The sequence below is a fragment of the Paenibacillus yanchengensis genome, from assembly GCF_042684845.1.
Classification (GTDB): domain Bacteria; phylum Bacillota; class Bacilli; order Paenibacillales; family Paenibacillaceae; genus Pristimantibacillus; species Pristimantibacillus yanchengensis.
In genome coordinates this window covers 157,595-179,673 of the sequence record NZ_JBHUMH010000012.1, presented here as the reverse complement: position 1 = coordinate 179,673, position 22,079 = coordinate 157,595, and the positions used below count along the sequence as shown (strand labels likewise).

General features: G+C 39.1%; 25 protein-coding genes and 1 riboswitch. All 25 genes read left to right on the top strand.

Translation table 11 applies throughout. From position 1 onward, the window contains the following. The first annotated feature begins 57 nt into the window (after positions 1–57). On the top strand, positions 58–411 hold the full coding sequence (gene spoIIAA, locus ACFSTH_RS04615) for an anti-sigma F factor antagonist (protein ID WP_377771776.1): 354 nt from the start codon (positions 58–60) through the stop codon (positions 409–411). After that, complete coding sequence (gene spoIIAB / locus ACFSTH_RS04610; protein WP_377771774.1) at positions 408–860, top strand: anti-sigma F factor; 453 nt, start codon at positions 408–410, stop codon at positions 858–860. The genes spoIIAA and spoIIAB overlap by 4 nt, the downstream gene beginning before the upstream one ends. A 12-nt stretch (positions 861–872) precedes the next feature. Beyond that, a complete protein-coding gene (gene sigF / locus ACFSTH_RS04605; protein WP_377771772.1) occupies positions 873–1,628 on the top strand; it encodes an RNA polymerase sporulation sigma factor SigF in 756 nt (251 codons plus the stop codon). Positions 1,629–1,755: 127 nt separating this feature from the next. Then, positions 1,756–2,382 (top strand): stage V sporulation protein AA, encoded by a 627-nt coding sequence (locus ACFSTH_RS04600; RefSeq protein ID WP_377771770.1) that lies wholly within the window; start codon positions 1,756–1,758, stop codon positions 2,380–2,382. Between the two features lie 6 nt (positions 2,383–2,388). Then, the gene (locus tag ACFSTH_RS04595; RefSeq protein ID WP_377771768.1) at positions 2,389–2,823 is read left to right on the top strand and encodes a stage V sporulation protein AB; all 435 of its coding nucleotides are present in this window, start codon (positions 2,389–2,391) and stop codon (positions 2,821–2,823) included. 35 nt (positions 2,824–2,858) lie between these two features. Then, positions 2,859–4,397 (top strand): spore germination protein, encoded by a 1,539-nt coding sequence (locus ACFSTH_RS04590; protein ID WP_377771766.1) that lies wholly within the window; start codon positions 2,859–2,861, stop codon positions 4,395–4,397. A 122-nt stretch (positions 4,398–4,519) separates the two neighbouring features. Then, positions 4,520–5,851, top strand: coding sequence for a diaminopimelate decarboxylase (gene lysA, locus ACFSTH_RS04585; protein ID WP_377771764.1), 1,332 nt, complete (start codon positions 4,520–4,522; stop codon positions 5,849–5,851). 53 nt (positions 5,852–5,904) lie between these two features. After that, positions 5,905–6,336 carry a peptidylprolyl isomerase gene (locus tag ACFSTH_RS04580; protein WP_377771762.1) on the top strand — a complete coding sequence of 144 codons (432 nt, stop codon included), beginning with the start codon at positions 5,905–5,907 and terminating at the stop codon, positions 6,334–6,336. A 32-nt stretch (positions 6,337–6,368) separates the two neighbouring features. Then, a riboswitch (FMN riboswitch) is annotated at positions 6,369–6,597 on the top strand. A 274-nt stretch (positions 6,598–6,871) separates the two neighbouring features. Continuing rightward, on the top strand, positions 6,872–7,987 hold the full coding sequence (gene ribD, locus ACFSTH_RS04575; protein WP_377771760.1) for a bifunctional diaminohydroxyphosphoribosylaminopyrimidine deaminase/5-amino-6-(5-phosphoribosylamino)uracil reductase RibD: 1,116 nt from the start codon (positions 6,872–6,874) through the stop codon (positions 7,985–7,987). 2 nt (positions 7,988–7,989) lie between these two features. After that, positions 7,990–8,655 carry a riboflavin synthase gene (gene ribE, locus ACFSTH_RS04570; protein WP_377771758.1) on the top strand — a complete coding sequence of 222 codons (666 nt, stop codon included), beginning with the start codon at positions 7,990–7,992 and terminating at the stop codon, positions 8,653–8,655. Positions 8,656–8,685: 30 nt separating this feature from the next. Further along, a complete protein-coding gene (locus ACFSTH_RS04565) occupies positions 8,686–9,897 on the top strand; it encodes a bifunctional 3,4-dihydroxy-2-butanone-4-phosphate synthase/GTP cyclohydrolase II (protein ID WP_377771756.1) in 1,212 nt (403 codons plus the stop codon). Between the two features lie 36 nt (positions 9,898–9,933). Beyond that, entirely contained in the window at positions 9,934–10,407 is a 474-nt protein-coding gene (gene ribH / locus ACFSTH_RS04560; protein WP_377771754.1) for a 6,7-dimethyl-8-ribityllumazine synthase, read from the top strand. Positions 10,408–10,448: 41 nt separating this feature from the next. Continuing rightward, positions 10,449–11,231 (top strand): segregation and condensation protein A, encoded by a 783-nt coding sequence (locus ACFSTH_RS04555; RefSeq protein WP_377771752.1) that lies wholly within the window; start codon positions 10,449–10,451, stop codon positions 11,229–11,231. After that, the gene (gene scpB / locus ACFSTH_RS04550) at positions 11,200–11,799 is read left to right on the top strand and encodes an SMC-Scp complex subunit ScpB (RefSeq protein ID WP_377771750.1); all 600 of its coding nucleotides are present in this window, start codon (positions 11,200–11,202) and stop codon (positions 11,797–11,799) included. Before ACFSTH_RS04555 ends, scpB begins: the two co-directional genes overlap by 32 nt. A 58-nt stretch (positions 11,800–11,857) precedes the next feature. Next, positions 11,858–12,481 (top strand): DUF2953 domain-containing protein, encoded by a 624-nt coding sequence (locus tag ACFSTH_RS04545; RefSeq protein ID WP_377771748.1) that lies wholly within the window; start codon positions 11,858–11,860, stop codon positions 12,479–12,481. Then, the gene (gene ytfJ / locus ACFSTH_RS04540; RefSeq protein WP_377771746.1) at positions 12,454–12,888 is read left to right on the top strand and encodes a GerW family sporulation protein; all 435 of its coding nucleotides are present in this window, start codon (positions 12,454–12,456) and stop codon (positions 12,886–12,888) included. The genes ACFSTH_RS04545 and ytfJ overlap by 28 nt, the downstream gene beginning before the upstream one ends. Positions 12,889–13,087: 199 nt before the next feature. Next, positions 13,088–14,197 carry a D-alanyl-D-alanine carboxypeptidase family protein gene (locus ACFSTH_RS04535; RefSeq protein ID WP_377771743.1) on the top strand — a complete coding sequence of 370 codons (1,110 nt, stop codon included), beginning with the start codon at positions 13,088–13,090 and terminating at the stop codon, positions 14,195–14,197. A gap of 24 nt (positions 14,198–14,221) precedes the next feature. After that, entirely contained in the window at positions 14,222–14,866 is a 645-nt protein-coding gene (locus ACFSTH_RS04530; protein ID WP_377771741.1) for a nucleoside recognition domain-containing protein, read from the top strand. After that, the gene (locus ACFSTH_RS04525; protein WP_377771739.1) at positions 14,859–15,395 is read left to right on the top strand and encodes a spore maturation protein; all 537 of its coding nucleotides are present in this window, start codon (positions 14,859–14,861) and stop codon (positions 15,393–15,395) included. Before ACFSTH_RS04530 ends, ACFSTH_RS04525 begins: the two co-directional genes overlap by 8 nt. Before the next feature lie 53 nt (positions 15,396–15,448). Beyond that, a complete protein-coding gene (locus tag ACFSTH_RS04520; protein WP_377771737.1) occupies positions 15,449–16,189 on the top strand; it encodes a pseudouridine synthase in 741 nt (246 codons plus the stop codon). An 87-nt stretch (positions 16,190–16,276) separates the two neighbouring features. Beyond that, positions 16,277–16,807: a redoxin domain-containing protein gene (locus tag ACFSTH_RS04515; RefSeq protein WP_377771735.1), complete on the top strand. Its 531-nt coding sequence runs from the start codon at positions 16,277–16,279 to the stop codon at positions 16,805–16,807. A gap of 12 nt (positions 16,808–16,819) precedes the next feature. Next, complete coding sequence (gene resB, locus ACFSTH_RS04510) at positions 16,820–18,490, top strand: cytochrome c biogenesis protein ResB (protein ID WP_377771733.1); 1,671 nt, start codon at positions 16,820–16,822, stop codon at positions 18,488–18,490. Continuing rightward, positions 18,487–19,746 carry a cytochrome c biogenesis protein CcsA gene (ccsA, locus tag ACFSTH_RS04505; RefSeq protein WP_377771731.1) on the top strand — a complete coding sequence of 420 codons (1,260 nt, stop codon included), beginning with the start codon at positions 18,487–18,489 and terminating at the stop codon, positions 19,744–19,746. The genes resB and ccsA overlap by 4 nt, the downstream gene beginning before the upstream one ends. 85 nt (positions 19,747–19,831) lie before the next feature. Further along, positions 19,832–20,548, top strand: a complete 717-nt coding sequence (locus ACFSTH_RS04500) for a response regulator transcription factor (protein WP_377771729.1) — start codon at positions 19,832–19,834, stop codon at positions 20,546–20,548. A 1-nt stretch (position 20,549) separates the two neighbouring features. Then, complete coding sequence (locus tag ACFSTH_RS04495; RefSeq protein WP_377771727.1) at positions 20,550–22,016, top strand: HAMP domain-containing sensor histidine kinase; 1,467 nt, start codon at positions 20,550–20,552, stop codon at positions 22,014–22,016. The last annotated feature ends 63 nt before the right edge of the window (positions 22,017–22,079 follow it).

Genomic DNA, 22,079 nt, shown 5'->3' with positions numbered 1-22,079 from the left:
AAGCGAATAGTATTCTTGTCATGTAAAACAATAACTCGAAGGAGCTGAGCGATCGAAATGAGCTTGCAGACAGAAATTCATAAACATCGCAACATGTTAATTGTACGATTGCAAGGAGAATTGGATCACCATACGGCAGAATTAGTTCGAACGAAAATGGAAGAAGCATTGCTTTCAAGTAATGTTCACCACATTATTTTAAACTTGAACGACTTGCATTTTATGGATAGCTCAGGCATTGGAGTTATTCTAGGCAGGTATAAACAAATAAAAGGTAAAGGTGGCCAAATGGTCGTTTGTGAAGTAAATCCACAAGTACATCGTTTATTTGAATTATCAGGGTTGTTCAAAATAATGTCGTTCTATGATAACGAGCGTATGGCGATCGAAAGTTTGGAGGTGGTATCATGACCTCGAGAAACGAATTAAAGCTTAGCTTTAGTGCAAAGTCGGAAAATGAAGCATTGGCGAGAGTTGCGATAGGTGCGTTCATAAGTAATTTGGACCCAACGATGGATGAATTGGATGATGTGCGAACGGTTATATCTGAAGCGGTAACGAATGCGATTATTCACGGATATGAAGAGGACCCAAGCAAACAAGTGGTCATTGAAGCGGTTATTGAAAATAATGAAGTGCAAATTTCTGTTTCAGATACTGGTCTTGGCATTGAGGATATTGATCTGGCACGACAACCATTGTTTACGTCAAAGCCAGAACTCGAAAGATCAGGAATGGGTTTTTCGATTATGGAAACATTTTTGGATAAACTTGAAGTTACTAGTAAACCCGGCGAAGGTACTACAGTGTTTATGAAAAAGCATATCGTATCAAAAACACGCTCCACAGCAAGAGCATAGGGGTTGATCCTCATGAAAGTCGATATGAAACAATCCTCACAACCATATCTAGATGATGCCGAGGTGAAGCGTTTAATTGCGCTTAGTCAATCTGGTGATATGGCTGCGAGGGACAAGCTTGTAGAATCTAATATTAGACTTGTTTGGTCAGTCGTGCAGCGATTTATTAATCGGGGATATGAACCAGAAGATCTTTTTCAAATTGGTTGTATTGGTCTGCTGAAATCAGTGGACAAGTTTGATCTCTCTTACGATGTGAAGTTTTCAACCTATGCTGTCCCGATGATTATTGGAGAAATTCAACGGTTTTTGCGTGATGATGGAACATTAAAAGTAAGTAGATCACTAAAAGAAACGGCTAATAAAGTAAGAAAAATGAAGGATGAATTATCGAAAACGTTAGGTCGTTTACCAACGCTGAGTGAAGTTGCAGAAGCGCTTGAATTGACACCAGAAGAAGTGGTGTTTGCCCAAGAAGCGAACAAGCCTCCAACATCTATACATGAGACGGTATTCGAAAACGATGGTGATCCGATCACATTAATGGATCAAATTGCAGATGATTCGCAGGATCGTTGGTTTGAGAAATTAGCATTGAATGAAGCGATTGAAGCATTAGGGGAACGAGAACGACTTATTGTTTATTTACGATATTATCGTGATAAAACACAATCGGAAGTAGCGAGTCGATTAGGTATTTCGCAAGTACAAGTTTCTCGTTTGGAGAAAAAAATATTACAATCGATAAAAGATCAAATTGCTCTCTAGAGCGATTTGATCTTTTTTTTGTTGGAAGGTTGTTAGAAGTTGGATGGAATTGGTTGATTAGAGAAATGATACATCTCTCATACTAATCATAGTCTATTTTTTATTGCGTTTGGAAGGAATGAGTCTAATGAGCAACGATACATTAGTTGTATATTTACGATTGAAAAAGAGAATACACATTAAACCAATGCAATTGATAACACTTGGACAAATCGCTCGACTAGTTATAGATTCCGAAAAATGGAAAATGAAATTAACAGAGCTAGAGCTATATCAGCATCGCATGGAAGATGGTAATCGGGTTGTCATTGATTTGCTACAAATTGTGCAAACTATAAAACAGATGAATCCAGCTTTATCTATAGAATCATTCGGCGATCCGCAAGTACTACTTATTGTGACCGAGCAAGAAAGAAAGCCACGTATGGCTGTTTTGTTATTTAGCTGGGTATTATTATTTTTTGGAGCGGGAGTAGCTATTATGAATTTCCATGCAGATGTGGGGATGGAGGAAACGCAGATAAGGCTGGTGGAGCTAATTAGCGGAGAGCGAGTAGAGAACCCTTTATGGTTTCAGATTCCATATTCCTTCGGGATTGGGGCCGGCATGGTTTTGTTTTTTAATCATCTCTTTCGCAAACGATTCAACGAAGAGCCGAATCCATTAGAAGTAGAGCTTTTTATGTACCAAGAAAATATGAATGAGTTTGTTATAGCTGATGAAATGAATAAGAAAACGGGGGATGAGGAGTAATGTTATATGAATGCAACGATAGTCGCTATCGGTGGCAAATTGTTAATTGTGCTTATAGGGTTTTCAGGCGGCATTGCTGTAGGTAGTGGACTGGTAGCTCTTTTGATTGTATTCGATCTTATTCCAAGATTGGCTCAGTTGGCTAGAGCATTTCATATGTCCGCATGGTTTGAATCAGCCATTATAAGTGGGACGTTGTTTTGGACGATAGCTGATTTTATAGATTTTAAGATAGGTTTACCTTCGCAATTACTACAATCGTTTGTCGGGATTTTGGCAGGTATTTTTGTGGGCATGTTAGCCGCAGCATTAACGGAAGTAATGAATGTTATTCCGATTTATGCAAAGAGATTAAAGTTATCGGATTATATGATTGCGCTAGTGATGGCAATGGTATTAGGAAAAATTATTGGTTCCTTGTTTAATTGGTTAGTGATGTAAGAAATTTTGGGATAGACAATATAGGGGGCAGTAAGATGATCAAATTAAAAGCTAATCGAAGACGCAATAGTAGGACGGGCAGTAGTAAACAAGACCAAGAAGCTTCGCAGAAGACAGATCATATTCCGTCAAACCTAGAAGAATTGAAAGAACGATTAAAAAACGAATTGGGCTATAAAAAAAGTTTTGATATCGTCGTTCGTGAAATGAATATTGCAGGAAAAAAAGTAATGTTCGTTTATTTAAGCGGTCTTGTTAACAGTGACTTACTTACGGATGTATTAAATCGATTGACTTTGTTGGACGATGGAGAAGTCAGTAGAGCGGTGTTTAATGATTTTTTTGATAAATACGTGCCTGCTGGACAAGCGAATGCGGAAGATAGTTGGAGTAAAGTATTGACAAATGTGCTATCGGGAATGGCAGCATTTTTTATGGATGGTGAGCACGATTGTATTGTTCTTGATGTGAGAAATTATCCTTCTCGTAGTCTGGAAGAGCCTTCCTTAGAGAAAGTTGTGCGAGGTAGCCGGGATGGTTTTGTGGAATCGATAATTACTAATATATCGTTGGTACGACGTAGAATACGCGATCCTCAGTTACGCTACGAACTTCTTCAAGTAGGGGAACGAACACAAACAGATGTAGTAATCGCCTATATAGATGATATCGTAGATCATCAACTAGTTGATTCATTTCGTTCCAAAGTCGAATCAATCAAAATCGATGGTATACCATTAGCAGATAAGCAGCTAGAAGAAGCGACGATAAAACGAGGCTGGAATCCATTTCCGTTAGTTCGTTATTCCGAACGACCAGATACCGTTTCGTCTCATTTGCTTGAAGGTGCTGTCGTAGTCTTCGTTGACAGTTCTCCCAGTGTGATGATTTTGCCTACAACGTATGCTGATTTAGTTCAACATGCTGAGGAAATAAGACAAACACCATTTATCGGTACTTACTTACGTTGGGTACGTTTCTTTGGAATCATCGCATCTTTAATTATGTTGCCTTTATGGTTGTTATTTGTGATGTATCCAGAATTCAAACCAGCGTCGTTAGACTTTTTGGGACCGGAGAAAGTAGGGAAGATTCCATTATTCGTTCAGTTTTTAATAGCAGAATTAGGAATTGATTTGATGCGAATGGCGTCTGTTCATACACCATCTTCGCTATCTACAGCGATGTCATTAGTTGCTGCTATTTTAATTGGAGATATAGCCGTTCAAACGGGACTTTTTAACAATGAAGTCATATTATATATGGCGGTGTCTGCGGTTGGTATGTTTGCTACACCGAGTTATGAATTAGGATTAGCTAATCGAATCGTTCGTTTAGTTTTAATTTTAGCTGTCGCCATTTTCGGTGCACCGGGGTTAGTCGTTACTGCTGTTGCGATATTTTTAGCATTAGTTTGTGAAAGATCATTGAATAGACCGTATATGTGGCCGTTTATTCCATTTGATCTACAAGGTATGATCAGTATTATATTGCGTAAACCAGTCTTATTTAATCGGAAGCGACCGAATATTTTAAGACCGCAACAACAAAATAAAATGCCTAGTGATAATTAATAAATAATTGCAAGAAACGTGTTCAGAATAGTTTTTTGTGCCATCTGAGCAATTTACCGTTTCACTGATCGAGTGATTGCGATATACTAGGTTTATAAAACTAGAAAGTTGAGGGACTAGGCATGTATTTGCATGGTACGAGCACAATTAACGATCAGGGACATTTGCAAATTGGTGGTGTAGACACGGTACAATTAGCCGAGCGTTTTGGCACACCATTATATATAGTGGATGAGCAATTGGTAAGACAGCGGGCACAACAATTTGTTCGCGCATTTAGCGAGACTGATTTGAAATTCCAAGTCGCTTATGCGAGTAAAGCCTTTAGTGTTGTGGCGATGTGTGTATTAGCGGAGCAAGAAAACTTATCGTTGGATGTCGTATCTGACGGTGAGCTGTACACCGCATTGCAAGCTGGTTTTCCAGTAGAACGAATTCACTTTCATGGTAATAACAAAACAGTAAGTGAGTTAGATATGGCTCTTCAAGCGAATATTGGCTGTTTTGTAGTCGATAATTTTTTGGAGCTGGATCTATTACATGAACGGGCTCAGCTACAAGGCAAGGTAGCTAATATATTGCTTCGTATTTCTCCTGGAGTGGAAGTACACACACATGAGTATATTTCTACCGGTCAGGAAGATTCTAAATTTGGCTTTGACTTGGGGAACGGTACAGCTGCTACAGCTGTTGCTACAGCACTACAATATGACAACTTACAGTTGTTGGGAGTGCATTCTCATATTGGATCACAAATATTTGAAGTAGAAGGTTTTAAACTAGCAGTAGAAAAAGTCGCTACCTTTGCTGTAAACATGCGCGAACAACATCAAATTACATTTCCTGTTATTAATATGGGAGGTGGGTTTGGGATTCGTTATACGGCAGAAGATTCGCCACTAGCTATAGAGAAATATGTTACTGCAATTGCAGGAGCTGTGAAAGAAAAATTTTCAGAAGCTGATTATCCGATGCCTGAAGTATGGATTGAGCCTGGTAGAAGTATGGTTGGTGATGCTGGTACAACGTTGTACACCGTTGGTTCAACAAAAACGATTCCGGGAATTAGAAAATATGTGGCAGTCGATGGCGGGATGACAGATAATCCCAGACCAGCACTTTATCAAGCGAAATATGAAGCGATACTAGCTAATCGAGCAAATGATGCAGTAGAAGAAGTTGTTTCTATTGCTGGGAAATGTTGTGAAAGTGGTGACATGCTTATTTGGGATTTGTCACTTCCTGAAGTAAAACAAGGCGATTTACTTGCTGTATTTAGTACAGGAGCTTATAATTATGCCATGGCAAGTAATTACAATCGTATCCGTCGTCCAGCTGTTGTTTTTGTGAAAGATGGTGAAGCAGATTTGGTTGTTGCTAGAGAATCATTGGAGCAAATTGTAGTAAATGATCTCGTTCCAGCTCGCTTTCAGAAAACTACACTTGCGAAGTGAGGAGAAGATTGGTAAGTTAATATACAGAAGTTATTAGAAAGGGAGTTTATAACATGGCAAAACAAGCGAAAATTACATTAGCAACAGGTGAGGAAATTATTATTGATCTTTATGATCAAGATGCACCTAATACGGTAGGGAACTTCGAAAAACTAGCAAGTGATGGTTTTTACAACGGTCTTACGTTTCACCGCGTTATTCCAGGTTTTGTAGCACAAGGTGGATGTCCAAATGGTTCAGGAACAGGTGGTCCTGGATATACGATAGATTGTGAAATCAACCCAAACAAACACGTTCGTGGTTCGCTAGCAATGGCTCATGCTGGACGTAATACAGGTGGAAGCCAGTTTTATATTTGCTATCAACCGCAACCGCATCTAGATGGCGGACATACTGTGTTTGGCTTAGTAGCAAAAGGTATGGAATTTGTAGATGCATTGAAAAATGGCGATCAAATGAACAAGGTTGAAGTTTACGAGGTTTAATGCTAAGCTTGAATTCAATAAATGAAGATCAGCTTTTCTTTCGGGGTCGGGTGTAAGTCCCAACCGGCGGTGATCAGCAAATGATAGTTGTTGTAAGTATAAGACTAATCTATTCGATAGTTTAGATTTAGCTTATAGCAGCTACATTTGCTTGTAAGTCCGTGACCTGCATAGTGGTAATTACTCTTTCAGAGTACATGATGCAGCTGACTCGGTGTAACTCCGAGACCGACAGTATAGTCTGGATGGGAGAAAGAGAAGGGGTCAACGAATGATACGAGAAATACTACTAATAATATTGTGCATTTTTTCACAATCGTTAGTAGTCGCTATTTTTCTATCGCACGATACGACTGCAAACAGGTTTATTGGCGGTTTGTTTGAATCGGCATATTTGCATATGCTAATAAGTAGATGATCATCTACTTGTTTATTCGAGCATCCCTAGCTATGTAACGTTTGTATTTGTATTTTCGTTTGACACTTCCCATAATCGCTCATACCCCTTTTGGATAGCTGCCAAAGGGGTTTTTTTATGGTTGTAAAGATGAATGAAGCTTTCTATATGCAAACCGCACTTCAGCTTGCGGCAACTGCACTTGGTCAGACGGGTATTAACCCTGTCGTAGGTTGTGTCATCGTGAATAGCGGGGTAGTAGTAGGGTTGGGTGCTCATTTGATGCGGGGGGAAGCTCATGCGGAGGTTAATGCTCTTCGGATGGCTGAAGGTAAAACTAACGGTGCGACAGCGTATGTAACGCTGGAACCGTGTAGTCACTACGGATCTACTCCTCCTTGCTGTGATGCATTGATCCAAGCCGGTGTGAAAAAAGTAGTAATTGCCACTCTTGATCCTAATCCGCTAGTAGCTGGGCAAGGGGTAGCAAAACTAGAAGCTCATGGTATTGAGGTTTCGGTAGGAGTGTTAGAGCTAGAAGCAAGGTCGTTAAATGAGAAATTTAATTATTTTATTACGTCGAGATTACCGTTTGTTACACTGAAAACAGCTAGTACTCTAGATGGAAAAATAGCTACAGCAACTGGCGATAGTCGATGGATTACGAGTAGCAAAGCACGAGAAGAAGTACACGCTATGCGCCATCAACATAGTGCAATTATGGTTGGGGTTAATACGATTATTACAGATGATCCGTCTTTAACGACAAGACTAGATGTGCCAGCGCTACATCCTATACGGATTATTGCAGATTCCACTTTACAATTGCCGCTCGATGCCAAATTACTACATGATAAGCTGGCGCCCGTTATTATTTTAACTACTACACAGGCTAATGCTGACAAACGACAGCAGTTAGAACTGTTGGGAGTAGAGGTAATAGATTGTGGTGATGGATTGCAAGTAGATCTTTCACTGGCTATGCGTTTATTGGGAGAACATAACATTAGTTCAATCCTGCTGGAAGGCGGTGGAACGTTGAACGGTGCGATGTTAAAAGCAAAAATTGTGAATAAAATAATCTTGTATGTTGGAGCAAAAATTGTAGGAGACCCTAACGCTCCTTCCAACTTTAACTTCACTGGTGTGAACTTGATGGCAGATGCAGTGTCGCTGGAGCAAGTTCATGCTGAAATGGTTGGAGAAGATATTAAAATTAGCGGTTACCCTATTTACAAAGAGGAAGGTGGCTGAACATGTTTACTGGATTAGTGGAAGAAGTAGGCCACTTACGTTTTGTTAAATCAGCAGGACAATCATTATATTTGACAATAGCAGCAAAGAAAGTTTTATCCGATGTGCAAATTGGCGATAGTATTGCTGTTAACGGTGTTTGTTTAACGGTTACGAATTATACGGGCAATTCATTTACTGCTGACGTAATGCCGGAAACGTTCCGTAGTACAACATTACACCAATTGAAGCCTGGTGATGAACTTAATTTAGAGCGAGCAATGAGTGCCCAAGGGAGATTTGGTGGGCATATCGTACAAGGACATGTGGATGGTGTTGGACAGATCGCAGCAAAAATTTCGGAAGGTAATGCGATCGTTTTTACCATACGTCCAGCAGATGAGCGAGTGCTTAAATATATAGTACCAAAAGGATCGATTACTATTGATGGAATTAGTTTAACCGTTGTTAGTACTACGAAACAGCAATTTACTGTTTCGATTATTCCTCACACAATGAGTGAAACGGTATTGTTAACACGTGATATTGGTGATGATGTTAATTTGGAATGCGACATTATTGGAAAATACGTAGAGCATTTATTGTCATTTTCAGTGGAGGAATCAAAAAATAACCAACAGAAATCAAAGTTAACCGCTAGTTATTTAAGTGAACACGGTTTTATGTAGTTTATATAGATTATATGGGAGGGAAACAGGATGACACAAGCAGAAGAGAAAATTGTTTTTGATACGATTGAAGATGCCATTAATGATTTATTACTTGGAAAAGTAGTTATCGTTGTGGATGATGAAGATCGTGAAAATGAAGGGGATTTAATTGCGCTAGCTGAAAAATCTACCCCAGAAGTTATTAATTTTATGATCAGTGAAGCAAAAGGGTTGGTCTGTGTACCGATTACACCTGAACGTGCCGAGGAATTAGATTTGCAGCCAATGGTCGCACACAATACCGATTACCATGGTACAGCTTTTACTGTGTCTATCGATCATGTAAGTACGTCTACCGGAATATCTGCTTTTGAACGATCCGAATCGATTAAAGCATTAATAGATCCGAAAACGCGGGCAGAAGATTTCCGCAGACCGGGGCATATATTTCCTTTGATTGCGAAAGCCGGTGGGGTGTTGCAACGAGCAGGTCATACGGAAGCGGCAGTAGATTTAGCAAATTTGTGTGGAGCGTATCCAAGTGCGTCGATTTGTGAAATTATTAATGAGGATGGTACGATGTCACGATTGCCTGATTTGTACCAGTTTAAATTAAAGCATCAATTGAAATTGATTAGCATTAAAGATTTGATTGCATATCGCAATGCGAAAGAAAAATTAGTAGAACGTATTGTTGATGTGGAGATGCCTACAGATTTTGGTCAATTCCGGGCGATTGCTTATACCAATCAAGTGGATGGTAAAGAGCATGTAGCGTTAGTGAAGGGAAATATTACAGCTGATGTTCCGGCGCTCGTTCGTGTACATTCGGAATGTTTAACTGGTGATGTGTTTCACTCCCAGCGTTGTGATTGTGGACCGCAGTTAGCCGCAGCACTACAACAAATTGAAGATTCAGGTAATGGTGTGCTGTTATATATGCGACAAGAAGGTCGAGGAATTGGCTTAATTAATAAGCTGAAAGCTTATGCTTTACAAGAGCAAGGTTACGATACGGTAGAAGCAAACTTAGAGCTTGGATTTGCAGCTGATTTACGGGAATATGGTATTGGCGCACAAATATTAAAAGATATTGGTGTTCGTCAAATGAAGCTGCTTACGAATAATCCACGAAAAATTAAAGGACTTGAAGGATATGGAATTGAAGTTGTTGAACGTGTTCCGCTTAAGATGGAAGAAAACGAAAATAATAGCCGATATTTAGCTACGAAAAAAACTAAATTAGGTCATATGCTATAAAAAATTTAAAATTACTATTGAGGAGAAGATGAGAAAATGATACGTTATTATGAGGGAAATCTAGTTTCTGATGGATTGAAAATTGGAGTAGTAGTTGGACGTTTCAATGAATTTATATCCAGTAAGTTGTTGGCGGGAGCATTGGATGCTTTTTCTCGTCACGGATCTACTGGAAGCGACGTAGAAGTAGCATGGGTTCCAGGAGCATTTGAGATTCCATTAATTGCTCAAAAAATGGCGGAAAGCGGTAAGTATGATGCTGTAATTACACTTGGAGCTGTTATTCGAGGATCAACGCCACATTTTGACTATGTATGTAATGAAGCTGCTAAAGGAGTAGCTGCGGTTGGTCTAAAAACAGGCGTACCGACAATATTCGGCGTGCTAACTGTAGATACGATTGAACAAGCGATTGAACGTGCTGGTACGAAAGCTGGCAACAAAGGCTATGAGGCGGCTGTAGGCGCCATTGAGATGGCTAATTTAACGAAGCAGATTGCAAAAGGATAATAATTTACACCTAAGCAACTGCTCGCTGGAGGAAAATAATAGTGTCAATGCAGTACAAGCTGGATTCATTTGAAGGCCCTCTTGATTTGTTGCTACATTTGATTGATCAGGCAGAAATTGATATCCAGGATATTTCTATTAGCGATATAACAGATCAATATATGGATTACTTGCAAGCTATGCAGCAGTTGGAGCTGGAGTTAACGAGTGAGTTTTTGGTTATGGCTGCTACTCTACTTGCGATGAAAAGTAATCAGTTGTTACCTAAGCCACCTGTTATCGATCAAGATGCTTTTGCAGAGTGGGCAGAAGGTGATCTTGATCCACGTGATGAACTAATCCAGAAGCTGATCGAATATCGTAAGTTTAAACAATTAGCTGAGCAGTTGCGTGATAAAGAATCCGAACGAAGTCTGATTTATGATAAGGAGCCGGAAGATTTGACACCTTACGAACGGGTAGTGCCGCTTAATCCATTACATGGTGTTTATTTATCCGACTTAATTCAAGCATTCCAAAAAGCGATGCGTCGAGCCACTCGTAGAGATATGGTTGCGACTGTTCACCGTGATGAAATATCAGTAAAAGATCGAATTCAAGATATTATTCATATATTGCGTCAACATGAAACAATTCGATTTTCTCGATTACTATCTTCAAATATGATCCGGCAAGAAATAGTGGTTACGTTTTTAGCTATTTTAGAATTGATGAAAATGAAACGGATTCGATGTTTTCAACATCAGTTATTTGAAGATATTGTTATAGAGTGGAAAGGAGAAACGCAAGAAGATGAATTATCAGAACTTGAAGTCAATTATTGAAGGATTGTTGTTTATGGCGGGAGAAGAGGGGCTTAATAAACGACAATTAGCTGATATTTTAGATGTAGAACAGGAGTTTGCTATTGATTTGGTCGAAGATTTACAACGTGATTTGGAACGGGAAGGACGAGGTATTCAAATTAGCTCGCTAGCTGGCGGATTTCGAATGACAACCAATAAAGATCACGCTGTGTTTTTTGAAAAAATGGCTTATACACCAACGAGATCACATTTATCTCAAGCAGCACTTGAAACATTGGCAATTATTGCTTATCGTCAGCCTATTACAAGGATTGATATTGAAGAAATTCGTGGAGTAAAAAGTGATCGCCCGATTTATTCACTAGTGTCCAAAGATTTGATCGAAGAAGTTGGTCGAGCTGAGGCGATTGGTCGCCCGATATTATACGGAACAACGAAGTTGTTTTTAGATTATTTTGGGCTTGCTACGCTAAAAGATTTACCAATGCCACGAGGGGATATAGAGCAGGAACTAGAAGCGGAAACACAGATGTTATTCGACAGGCTAGACAATAGTCAGCTTAATATAGAACAATTTAAAGAATGATCCGAGACTATCAGGTCATACTATATACAACATTACTGTGAAGAAAGGAAGCATTTTTATGCGCGGATTCACAACAGTTGGTTGGATATGGGTGATCGTTAGTCTCTTTTTTTTGTTATTTATTATTGCAGTTTTAATTTCTTCAGTAAAAATTGAATGTAGCTACATATGGCAATCAAAAAGAAATCGAACGATGATTCGAGTTGTTGCTTGCTACGGTTTAATTAAGTACAAAAAAGTGATCGATCGTAGTCAAAATGGAGAAAATAGTGCGGATACAGATGCAATGAATATGGTGGATGGTTTGAGAAATTTGTTCAAATTAATGAAAAGTATGACGGAGCAACTGCAGAAGCTCTTTAAGCATATGAAATTTACCCAGTTTCGTTGGCATACGACTGTTGGTACTGGAGATGCGATGTGGACCGCGATGACATGTGGGTCTGTGTCTACCATTCAGTCATTCATCATTGCTTATTTGCTGCAGCATATTAATTTTGTAGATAAACCGAGTACTGTAGTCAAGCCTATATATTCCCATCCTATATTTGCTACACGCTGGTCTTGCATAGCTCAAATTAGCTTAGGTAAAGCTATTATAGCTGGGCTTGCATTGTTAGCCCATATGAACAAGGAGAAAGGAGCGATACGTGCATGGCAGAACATCCTATCCAAGGCTTGATGCAAACAGCGATGGAAAACATTAAACAGATGGTCGATGTTAATACAATTGTTGGTGACCCTGTTCAAACGCCAGATGGTGCAATTATTATGCCTATCAGCAAAGTTGGTTTCGGATTTGTAGCAGGAGGCAGTGATCTAAGTTACGAATTTGAGGATTCGCAAGATCAATCCGCAATATCAGCTCACCTTCCATTTGGCGGAGGTAGCGGTGGAGGGGTGTCGATTACTCCAATTGCCTTTTTAGTTGTAAACAATCAAGGTGTGAAAATTGTTCCGCTTGATAACCAAACACATCTATTGGAAAAAGTTATTGATTATGCACCCCAAATGGTTGACAAGTTTCAAACGTGGATGAAGCAGCCAACAGAAAATGAACAATCGGTGACATCATCAATGCTTGATTAAAACAAAATGTTAACGGGCGTTTACGCTTTTATCATTTACGTTTTAGAAGCTGTGTCCTGTTGCATATTGCAAATCAGGATACAGCTTTTTTTAATTAAACAGTAGCATCAAAGCTGATGCGTATACTGGCAGCTGTACAAGCATATACTGCTTATAGATAGTTCTAACCTATGATTAAGAAGAAAGGAGCGGCCAATCATTGAACGGTATTATAACTAGTAATCGACTATTACGAATCGTCGTTTGTATCATTATTGTTTCGTTGTTTACACTGCAAATTGTTTCTCTGAATGATGTACAAGCCGCTACTAAGCAATATCAAGCAGAAAAAGCTGACAAACAAGAAGTGGCTACCAGCGCAAAAGCTTCAGCGCTTATCGATGTAACTTCAGGCCGGATATTGCATAGCGATAATGGAGATTCACCATTATTGATAGCTAGTCTTACGAAAATAATGACAGCAATTGTTGCGATAGAACATGGTCGGTTGGATGATCAAGTCACCGTTAATGCCACTGCTGTTGGTAAGGAAGGCTCATCGATTTATATTGAATTAGATGAAAAAATTACATTACATCATTTGTTATATGGGCTTATGCTTCGTTCTGGTAACGATGCTGCTGTCGCAATCGCGGAGCATGTGGGCGGTTCAGAAGAAGGATTTGTACATTTGATGAATGAAAAAGCAGTGATGTTAGGAATGAAAAATAGCTCATTTAAAAATCCACATGGATTGGATGAAGACGGGCATTACTCGTCTGCTAATGATTTAGCGATACTTACTGCTTACGCTTTGAAAAATAAACATTTTGCTGAAATTGTTGCCACTAAAGTAAAAACAGTTCCGAATACGATTAAAGACTGGAATTATCGATGGACCAATAAAAACAAACTGTTGTCTATGTATGATGGTGCCGATGGTGTAAAAACAGGCTATACGAAAAAAGCGCAGCGCTGTTTGGTCTCATCTGCTACTCGTAATGAACAACAACTTGTCGTGGTAACCATTGCGGCAGGGGATGATTGGAATGATCATCAGAAATTATTAGATTATGGATTTAAAAATTATAACCTAGAAAAATTGGTGCAAAAAAATAAACCAATTCGAGGTTATCCATATCAAGCGGGCAATAATTTTTATTATCCGTTAAAAGCTGGTGAATTAGAGCAAGTACAAAGTAAAGTTGTACCATTTGATGATGTACAGCCGTTTCGTTTTGGCTTAAGAGGATATATGCAATATTTTTTAGAGGATGAATTAATCGGTTCTGTACCGCTTTATGATTATAAAGGTGTATTTGGCTATTAGTGTCTCTATGGGGAGGAGAACAAAATGGTTAATTGGATTTGGTTATTTTTTATTGTAAGTAGTGTAGTAGTAGCAGCAATAAATGGGGAAATGGAAGTTGTTACACAAGCGATGTTTGATGGAGCGAAATCGGGTGTAACCATTAGTTTTGGTCTCATTAGTATTATGGTATTTTGGCTTGGCATGATGCGTATAGCGGAAGATGCGGGCTTATTAAAAAAGTTAGCAGTTTTAATGAGCCCGATCATTTCGCGCTTGTTTCCAGATGTACCAAAGGGACATCCAGCACTTGGATATATTATGAGTAATTTAAGTGCCAACGTATTTGGACTTGGTAATGCGGCAACGCCTATGGGGATTAAAGCAATGCAGGAATTGCAAAAGCTTAACGATGATAAGACGACAGCAACACCAGCGATGTGTACGCTATTAGCGCTTAACACGTCAAGTATTACCATTGTACCGACAACATTAATAGCGATTAGAATGAATTATGAGTCAGCTAATCCAGCAGAGATTATAGGAACAACATTAGTTGCGACATGTATCGCTACAACGGCAGCTATATTAGCTGATCGCTATTATAGAAAGAAAAACAAACAACGTCCACCAAAGTATAAATCGCCGATGAAGAACGCTAATATAAGCGGAGGTGGCGAACATGTATGAGTTGTTTACACAATTCTCTACGTGGTTAATTCCTGCTATTGTAGTATTTATTCCCCTTTACGCCGCCACCAGAAAAAAAGTTCCTGTATTCGAAACATTTGTTGAAGGTGCAAAAGATGGTTTTGGTACAGCGATTAATATAATTCCGCAATTGGTTGGGATGATGGTTGCCATTAGTATGTTTCGTGCCTCAGGAGCAATGGAAATGCTTCTTTCGGCTGTGCGACCGTTGTTTGATTGGGTGGGCATACCGAGTGAAGTGTTACCACTTGGTATATTGCGACCGCTTACGGGAGCGGGTTCTTTAGCTTATACTGCTGACTTAATTCAAAGCTATGGACCGGATTCGATGATAGGTAGAATTGCTTCGACTATTCAAGGTAGTACAGATACAACACTTTACGTTCTAACGGTATATTTTGGAGCAATTGGTATTCGCAAAACAAAATATGCATTAAAAGTTGGATTATTTTCTGATATTGTTGGTTTTTTTGCTGCAATATTTATTTGCTTACTTATATTTGGTTGATTTACTTGTGATTTTCACAGCGGAAAGTTATTATTGTACTTGAGGTGAAAATCATGGAGCGTCTGCAAAAAATTATTGCGCAGGCCGGAATAGCATCTAGACGGAAAAGTGAACAGTTAATTCGAGACGGACTAGTCCAAGTTAATGGCGAAATCGTAAAAGAGCTCGGAGTAAAGGCTGATCCGGCAGTTGATATTATAACGGTGAATGGTCAAAAAATTAATAGTGAGAAAAAAATTTACCTTATTATGAATAAAGTGAAGGGTGTTATCACTAGTTTGGAAGATCCGCAAGGTAGAAAAACAATTCTTGACTTTTTACCAGGGATCAAAGAAAGAGTATATCCTATCGGTAGGCTAGACTATGATACAGAAGGGTTACTTTTACTTACAAATGATGGTGAGTTTGCAAATATGCTGACACATCCTAGCTATCAAGTTCCGAAGACGTATCATGCAACAGTCAAGGGAGTGCCACACGGCACATTACTTGAAAAACTAGCAAATGGTGTTGAATTAGAAGATGGCATGACAGCGCCAGCAAGAGTAGAATATCATGATGTAGATACAGAGAAGAAAGTAGCTACTATTTCTATTACGATCTACGAAGGGCGTAACCGTCAAGTAAGAAGAATGTTTGCGGCAATCGGACATGAAGTAACGTTATTGAAACGAGTCCAGTATGGAGATGTTACGCTGCAACAATTGCGACGGGGAAAATTTCGTCATCTTCACCAATTTGAAATAGAAAGTTTGCTAATGTTTGCAAACAAGACACATAAAGTTCATAATTAGTAGTAGGCGGCGGCGGTTTTTGCCGTCTACTTTTCGTTATAATTATACTGGATTGTAAGCTTATATATGAATTGGTGGTGAAAGAATTTGAAAAAAAACCGCAAATTGATACAAGTTGTTATATTGGTAGCTGCATTACTTATCGGTGGTATTTCGATAGGAGCAACACTTGCTGATGGTAAGAAAGTTCGAGTGAAGGAAGGAGGACCACCTCCAGATTTTAATTTATCGCAACTTGAGGGCGGGTCAAAACAATTAGCTGATTATAAAGGAAAGCCGTTAATCATTAATTTTTGGGGAACGTTTTGCGAACCATGTGTTACAGAGATGCCAGAATTCGAACGCCAATATCAAAAGTGGAAAGATCAAGGGTTAGAGATTGCAGCTATTAATTTGCGTGGTGAAAACACGCTTACCATTACAAAGTTTGTCGAAAGCTTGGATTTGTCCTATAACATTTTGCGTGATGTTGATAGCAAAACAGAAAAAATGTACGGGGTAAGGCAATATCCAACTACTTATTTTGTAAAACCCGATGGTAATGTGATGGAAATTGTTTCTGGTCCAATGACAGAAAAGGATATAGAGGAGCGGGTAGTTCGTTTGTTGCAACAGTAGGAGGTAGTCAATTTGCTCAAATTTCAAAATACTAAATGTGAGTGCGGTCATCAAAATGCGGTGGCAACTGTTCTTTGTGAATCTTGTGGAAAGCCTTTGCAGGAAACAGAGCCATCGAATGAGCCGCTGGAGATGCGCTACGACGGAGTAGCGCGTCGCTCACAAAGGCGAAATGCTGATTTTATCGACCGGATATGGAACTTTTTTTCATCGGTTAAAATTGCTATTTACTTAATACTAATTACGCTTGTAGCATCTATGTTAGGAACGATCTATCCGCAAGAAGGATCGTTTATTAATAACTTTAATGCCAAAGTGTATTATGAAGAAACCTATGGTCTTCCCGGAAAAATATATCATATGCTTGGGTTGTCCAACACATTTGAAAGCTGGTGGTTTATCACCTTATTAGTGATGATCGGTACTTCGCTCGTCGTTTGTAGTTTGGACCGAGTTTTGCCACTATATAGAGCATTGAGTAAGCAGCAAATTCGCAAACATTTGCAGTTTATTACTCGCCAAAAAACAGTATATCAAGCGCAAATCGAACAACCAGCTAAAGAATGGACAGATACCTTTGGTGAAGCGTTAAAGAAAAAAGGATATAAGATCCATAAAGAAAAAGACGGGACAGCAATGCTTGCTGAGAAAAACCGGTTTAGTCGTTGGGGACCATATATTAATCATATTGGATTGATATTATTTTTGCTCGTTATATTGGCTAGATTTATTCCTGGTTGGCATATGGACAGTTACGTGACCGTTGCTGATGGAGATACCGTACATATAACAGATACACCGTACTATTTAAAAAGTGAAAAGTTTACGGTTGATTTTTATGAAGATGATGAATTGCCTGATCGGTTAAAAGGAACGACAAGACCAAAGTTATTTCAAACAGATGCTGTGCTATATTCATGTGAGAGTAATTGTAATGATCCTGTGGAAGAGCCAGTGTTAAAAGAATTGAAGCGTCATCCGATTATTGTTAACGATCCATTGGTATATAAAGGATTAAAGTTGTACCAATTTGATTTTGATCTTAACCCTCGTTTGAATGCAGTCGAACCGTCATTGTTCAACAAAGAAACGGGTGAATCGTATGGATCATTTCATTTGCCAATGAAAGAAGCAGAATTAGTGCATCAAATCGGTCCTTACACATTAGAGATTGTAGCGAACTACATGGATTTTGGTTTGAATAGCAAAGGAGAGCCAACGACATTATCTCCGGAACCTAATGCACCTGCTTTTGTATTTAATATGAAGGGACCTGGCTTAGCAGAAGCTGGAGAACCGTATATTTATTTCCCAATGCAGAAGGACAAGGCTAGATTCGCACAAGACGTTTTAAATGGACCAATTTCAGAAAAGTTAGAACTTCGAGTAGAAGATATGAGTAAAGTCCAATTTTCAGAGGCGAAAACAACATTGAACGTTCGTGTTGATAAGGCGATTCCATACTTATGGGTGGGAGCATTTTTCTCCATGCTTGGTCTGACTATGGGTTCATATTGGCAGCATAGAAGAATCTGGTTGCGTATTGATGACGGAAAGTTATCATTAGGTGCTCATACGAATAAAAATTGGTATGGTATGCGAGCAGATGTGGCAGGAGCTTTGAAAAAAACAGGAATTGAAGTAGATCCAAAGCTACTCGATAACGGAGGGAATCAAGGGTGAATTTAATAGACCTTAGTGCCGATATATTTATTGTTGCATTTTTTCTATATTGTTTTGCTTTTATTTTTTATTGTATTGCAGTCATGGGAAAAAAATGGAGTAATCGTGATCCGCTGTTACATGAAAAACGTTGGGGAAAAATAGCTTTTACTACTTCCTCACTTGGTCTCGTCGCTCATATTGCTTTCTTTTCATTGCGCTGGGCAGGAAGTGGCGTTATACCAGTAAGTAATATGTATGAGTTTATTAGTACACTTGCAATGGCTATTATGATTGCTCATACTGTATTTTACTTTTTATACAAAAAAACAGTTATCGGTATGTTTACATTACCGCTAGCGATCATTGTTGTTGCTTACGCATCGGTTTTTCCACAAGAAATACAACCATTAATTCCAGCTTTGAATAGCATCTGGCTAAAAATTCACGTCACGATGGCTGCTTTAGGCGAAGCATTTTTCGCAATCGGGTTTGCTGCCGGTTTAATGTATTTATTACGAGTGGCAAATTTTACAGATAAGAGTAAAAAAGCTCGTCGTGCTCATTTTTGGTTAGAGTTTTCTTTGTATGCTATCGTTATTGTTGTTGGATTTATCGTTGCTGTATTTGCCTTCAAAGGAATGGGTTATGAAGCAACATTTTCTGAAGAAAAAGCAATTGTGGATGCTCGTGGTAATGTAGAATCAAAAGTCTCAACTGTAACTTATACAATGCCGCCTATTGTTAAACCGTTTAATGGACAAACTGTAGAAGTACAGCCGTTTTTAGGAATGAAAGATGCGTTGCTTGAAGCTCCTGATTGGATGAATGGTGTCAATGCTGCAAGAAAGTTAAACACTGTTATTTGGTCGATTATTACAGGGAGTTTGCTATACGGCTTATTCCGCTTAATTGCACGTAGATCCATATCAAAAATGATTCATCCTGCTCTTTCTGAAATTGATCCAGACGATCTGGATGAAATAAGTTACCGTGCTATCGCTATTGGTTTCCCTATATTTACGTTAGGTGCTTTAATCTTTGCGATGATCTGGGCGGAAATTGCTTGGGGCAGATTTTGGGGTTGGGACCCGAAAGAGGTATGGGCGCTTGTTACTTGGTTATTCTATAGTGCATATTTACATTTCCGCTTGTCTCGTGGCTGGCAAGGATACAAGTCAGCATGGCTGGCTGTTATCGGATTTGTAGTTGTATTATTTACGCTTGTAGGCGTAAACTTGATTATAGCAGGACTACATTCCTATGCTGGTGTATAATAGGGATTGGAGTGTAAAAAAGCAATAATCCAAGTGCAACTAGTAAAGCATACAGCAACATTGCACGTTGAGAGGAGCAATGAATATGTCAGATTTTTTGAACCGCATTTTGGTTGTAGATGACGAAGAACGGATTAGACGTCTTCTCAAGATGTATTTGGAGAAAGAGGGCTACGTAATTGATGAAGCAGAAGATGGTGAAAGTGCGCTTCGGATGGCAACTAATGCTGATTATGCTTTAATATTGCTCGATGTCATGTTACCAGGTATCGATGGAATTGAAGTATGTGCAAGATTGCGCCAAGTGAAGGCTACACCAGTAATTATGTTGACAGCAAAAGGTGAGGAAATGAATCGCGTACAAGGGTTTGAAGTTGGTGCGGACGATTATGTCGTTAAACCATTTAGCCCGCGTGAAGTTATTTACCGTGTAAAGGCTGTTCTTCGTAGATCTTCGACAACAGCATTTTTAACAAAAGATCTTAATACGAGTAACAATATTGTATTCCCGCATTTAATTATCGAGCACGATGCGCATCGAGTAACTGCTGGTGGTCAGGAAGTAAGTTTAACGCCAAAAGAATATGAATTGTTACACTATTTAGCTGTAACTCCAGATAAAGTTTTTTCGAGAGAAGAATTACTGAAAGATGTATGGAATTATGAGTTTTTTGGCGATTTGCGCACAGTCGATACGCATGTGAAACGATTGCGTGAAAAGCTTAACAAAGTATCTGTCGAAGCTGCTTCGATGATTACTACCGTTTGGGGCGTTGGCTACAAATTAGAGGTACCAAAGTAAGATGAAGAAGCTGTGGAACTATTTGGTCCGATTGCTTTGGCATAGTGTAATTGGAAAGTTGTGGGCGACCATCATGCTACTTGTGGCGGTCGTCCTCATCATTCTGGGCGCTTTTTTATTGCAATATATTGATATATGGTTTGCAGATGATTCGCACCATATAAAGGTGTTATTTATAGTTGTAGCCATTATCGGTTTTTTGTTGTCTACTTTCTTTGCTTTTTTTCTATCCAACAAACTGCAACAGCCGCTTATTCAATTGAAAAATGCAGCGGGTTCGATTGCAGAAGGTGATTATACACGCCGAGTGGATATACGTTCTTCTGACGAGATTGGGCAATTAGCTAATATGTTTAATCATATGACCGAGCAGTTGGATAAATTGATCCATGACTTGAATCATGAGAAAAAACATTTGGCCAGTATATTGCGAAGTATGGGGGATTCGGTTATTACTTTTGATGCCGATGGTGTTGTTATATTGACGAACCCTAGTGCGGATTTACTTATTAGTAAGTGGAGTAGTTTAGATTTTGCCAGTCAAGAGCAATCGTTGCAAAATGATACTGGATATACATCTGTACCTATGCCACTCCGTGATTTGTTTCAAGATGTGATGAGTTCCGGGCAAGATACGAAAAGTAAAGTACATGTTCATAGTTTTGTCTGGTCGGTTGTGATGGCTCCATTAATTACGAATCAAGAAGTTAGAGGAGCAGTTGCTGTTATCCGAAATGTCACAGAGGAACATAAGTTAGAAAAGTTGCGTCAAGACTTTGTTGCCAATATCTCTCATGAAATTCGTACACCATTATCCATGCTACAAGGGTATAGCGAAGCGCTACTCGATGAGATTGTAGTTGATCCAGAAGATCGTCGTGAGTTAGTGCAAGTCATTCATGATGAGTCGTTACGGATGGGGAGATTGGTAAATGGCTTTTTGGACATTGCGAAAGTAGAAGCTGGTCATATCGATATGCATATGGAGCAAATGGACTTACGTGATTTAATTACTCGCGTACATCGTAAATTTTTGGCTTATGCAAAAGAACAAGAGGTGAAGTTGCAGACGGAGATTGTTTCCGATCAGCTGATCCTTTATCAGGCAGATGAAGATAAATTAGAGCAAGTATTAACTAATTTACTAGATAATGCTCTGCGACATACACCTGCTAATAAGCAAATTGTTATCAAAGCAAAGCAGTATGAAATAAACAACCAATTCTACGTCCAAATTGACATTGCTGACGAGGGGCAGGGTATTCCTCAAGAAGACCTGCCATATGTTTTTGAACGGTTCTACAAGGCAGATAAGGCGCGTAAACGAGGAGCGGCGGGGACAGGGCTAGGACTTGCGATCGTAAAAAGCTTTGTTGATTTGCATCAAGGTGAAATTACAGTAACAAGTTCTCTCGGAAAAGGTACAGCCTTCACAATAGTGCTACCAGTCAATCCGCAAATTGAATGATATCGCATAATTCAACAAAAAATAAGCATCCGACAAGCGGATGCTTATTTTTGTTGAAAGGAT

Excerpts from the sequence above, each read along its gene's own strand:
- ACFSTH_RS04545 (WP_377771748.1), top strand. The coding sequence starts at position 11,858 with ATGCGCGGATTCACAACAGTTGGTTGGATATGGGTGATCGTTAGTCTC.
- ytfJ (WP_377771746.1), top strand. The coding sequence starts at position 12,454 with ATGGCAGAACATCCTATCCAAGGCTTGATGCAAACAGCGATGGAAAAC.
- ACFSTH_RS04530 (WP_377771741.1), top strand. The coding sequence starts at position 14,222 with ATGGTTAATTGGATTTGGTTATTTTTTATTGTAAGTAGTGTAGTAGTA.
- ribD (WP_377771760.1), top strand. The coding sequence starts at position 6,872 with ATGGTTGTAAAGATGAATGAAGCTTTCTATATGCAAACCGCACTTCAG.
- ACFSTH_RS04565 (WP_377771756.1), top strand. The coding sequence starts at position 8,686 with ATGACACAAGCAGAAGAGAAAATTGTTTTTGATACGATTGAAGATGCC.
- ACFSTH_RS04590 (WP_377771766.1), top strand. The coding sequence starts at position 2,859 with ATGATCAAATTAAAAGCTAATCGAAGACGCAATAGTAGGACGGGCAGT.
- spoIIAB (WP_377771774.1), top strand. The coding sequence starts at position 408 with ATGACCTCGAGAAACGAATTAAAGCTTAGCTTTAGTGCAAAGTCGGAA.
- ACFSTH_RS04595 (WP_377771768.1), top strand. The coding sequence starts at position 2,389 with ATGAATGCAACGATAGTCGCTATCGGTGGCAAATTGTTAATTGTGCTT.
- spoIIAA (WP_377771776.1), top strand. The coding sequence starts at position 58 with ATGAGCTTGCAGACAGAAATTCATAAACATCGCAACATGTTAATTGTA.
- lysA (WP_377771764.1), top strand. The coding sequence starts at position 4,520 with ATGTATTTGCATGGTACGAGCACAATTAACGATCAGGGACATTTGCAA.
- ACFSTH_RS04520 (WP_377771737.1), top strand. The coding sequence starts at position 15,449 with ATGGAGCGTCTGCAAAAAATTATTGCGCAGGCCGGAATAGCATCTAGA.
- ACFSTH_RS04525 (WP_377771739.1), top strand. The coding sequence starts at position 14,859 with ATGTATGAGTTGTTTACACAATTCTCTACGTGGTTAATTCCTGCTATT.
- ACFSTH_RS04495 (WP_377771727.1), top strand. The coding sequence starts at position 20,550 with ATGAAGAAGCTGTGGAACTATTTGGTCCGATTGCTTTGGCATAGTGTA.
- ACFSTH_RS04600 (WP_377771770.1), top strand. The coding sequence starts at position 1,756 with ATGAGCAACGATACATTAGTTGTATATTTACGATTGAAAAAGAGAATA.
- ACFSTH_RS04500 (WP_377771729.1), top strand. The coding sequence starts at position 19,832 with ATGTCAGATTTTTTGAACCGCATTTTGGTTGTAGATGACGAAGAACGG.
- scpB (WP_377771750.1), top strand. The coding sequence starts at position 11,200 with ATGAATTATCAGAACTTGAAGTCAATTATTGAAGGATTGTTGTTTATG.
- sigF (WP_377771772.1), top strand. The coding sequence starts at position 873 with ATGAAAGTCGATATGAAACAATCCTCACAACCATATCTAGATGATGCC.
- ribE (WP_377771758.1), top strand. The coding sequence starts at position 7,990 with ATGTTTACTGGATTAGTGGAAGAAGTAGGCCACTTACGTTTTGTTAAA.
- ribH (WP_377771754.1), top strand. The coding sequence starts at position 9,934 with ATGATACGTTATTATGAGGGAAATCTAGTTTCTGATGGATTGAAAATT.
- ACFSTH_RS04580 (WP_377771762.1), top strand. The coding sequence starts at position 5,905 with ATGGCAAAACAAGCGAAAATTACATTAGCAACAGGTGAGGAAATTATT.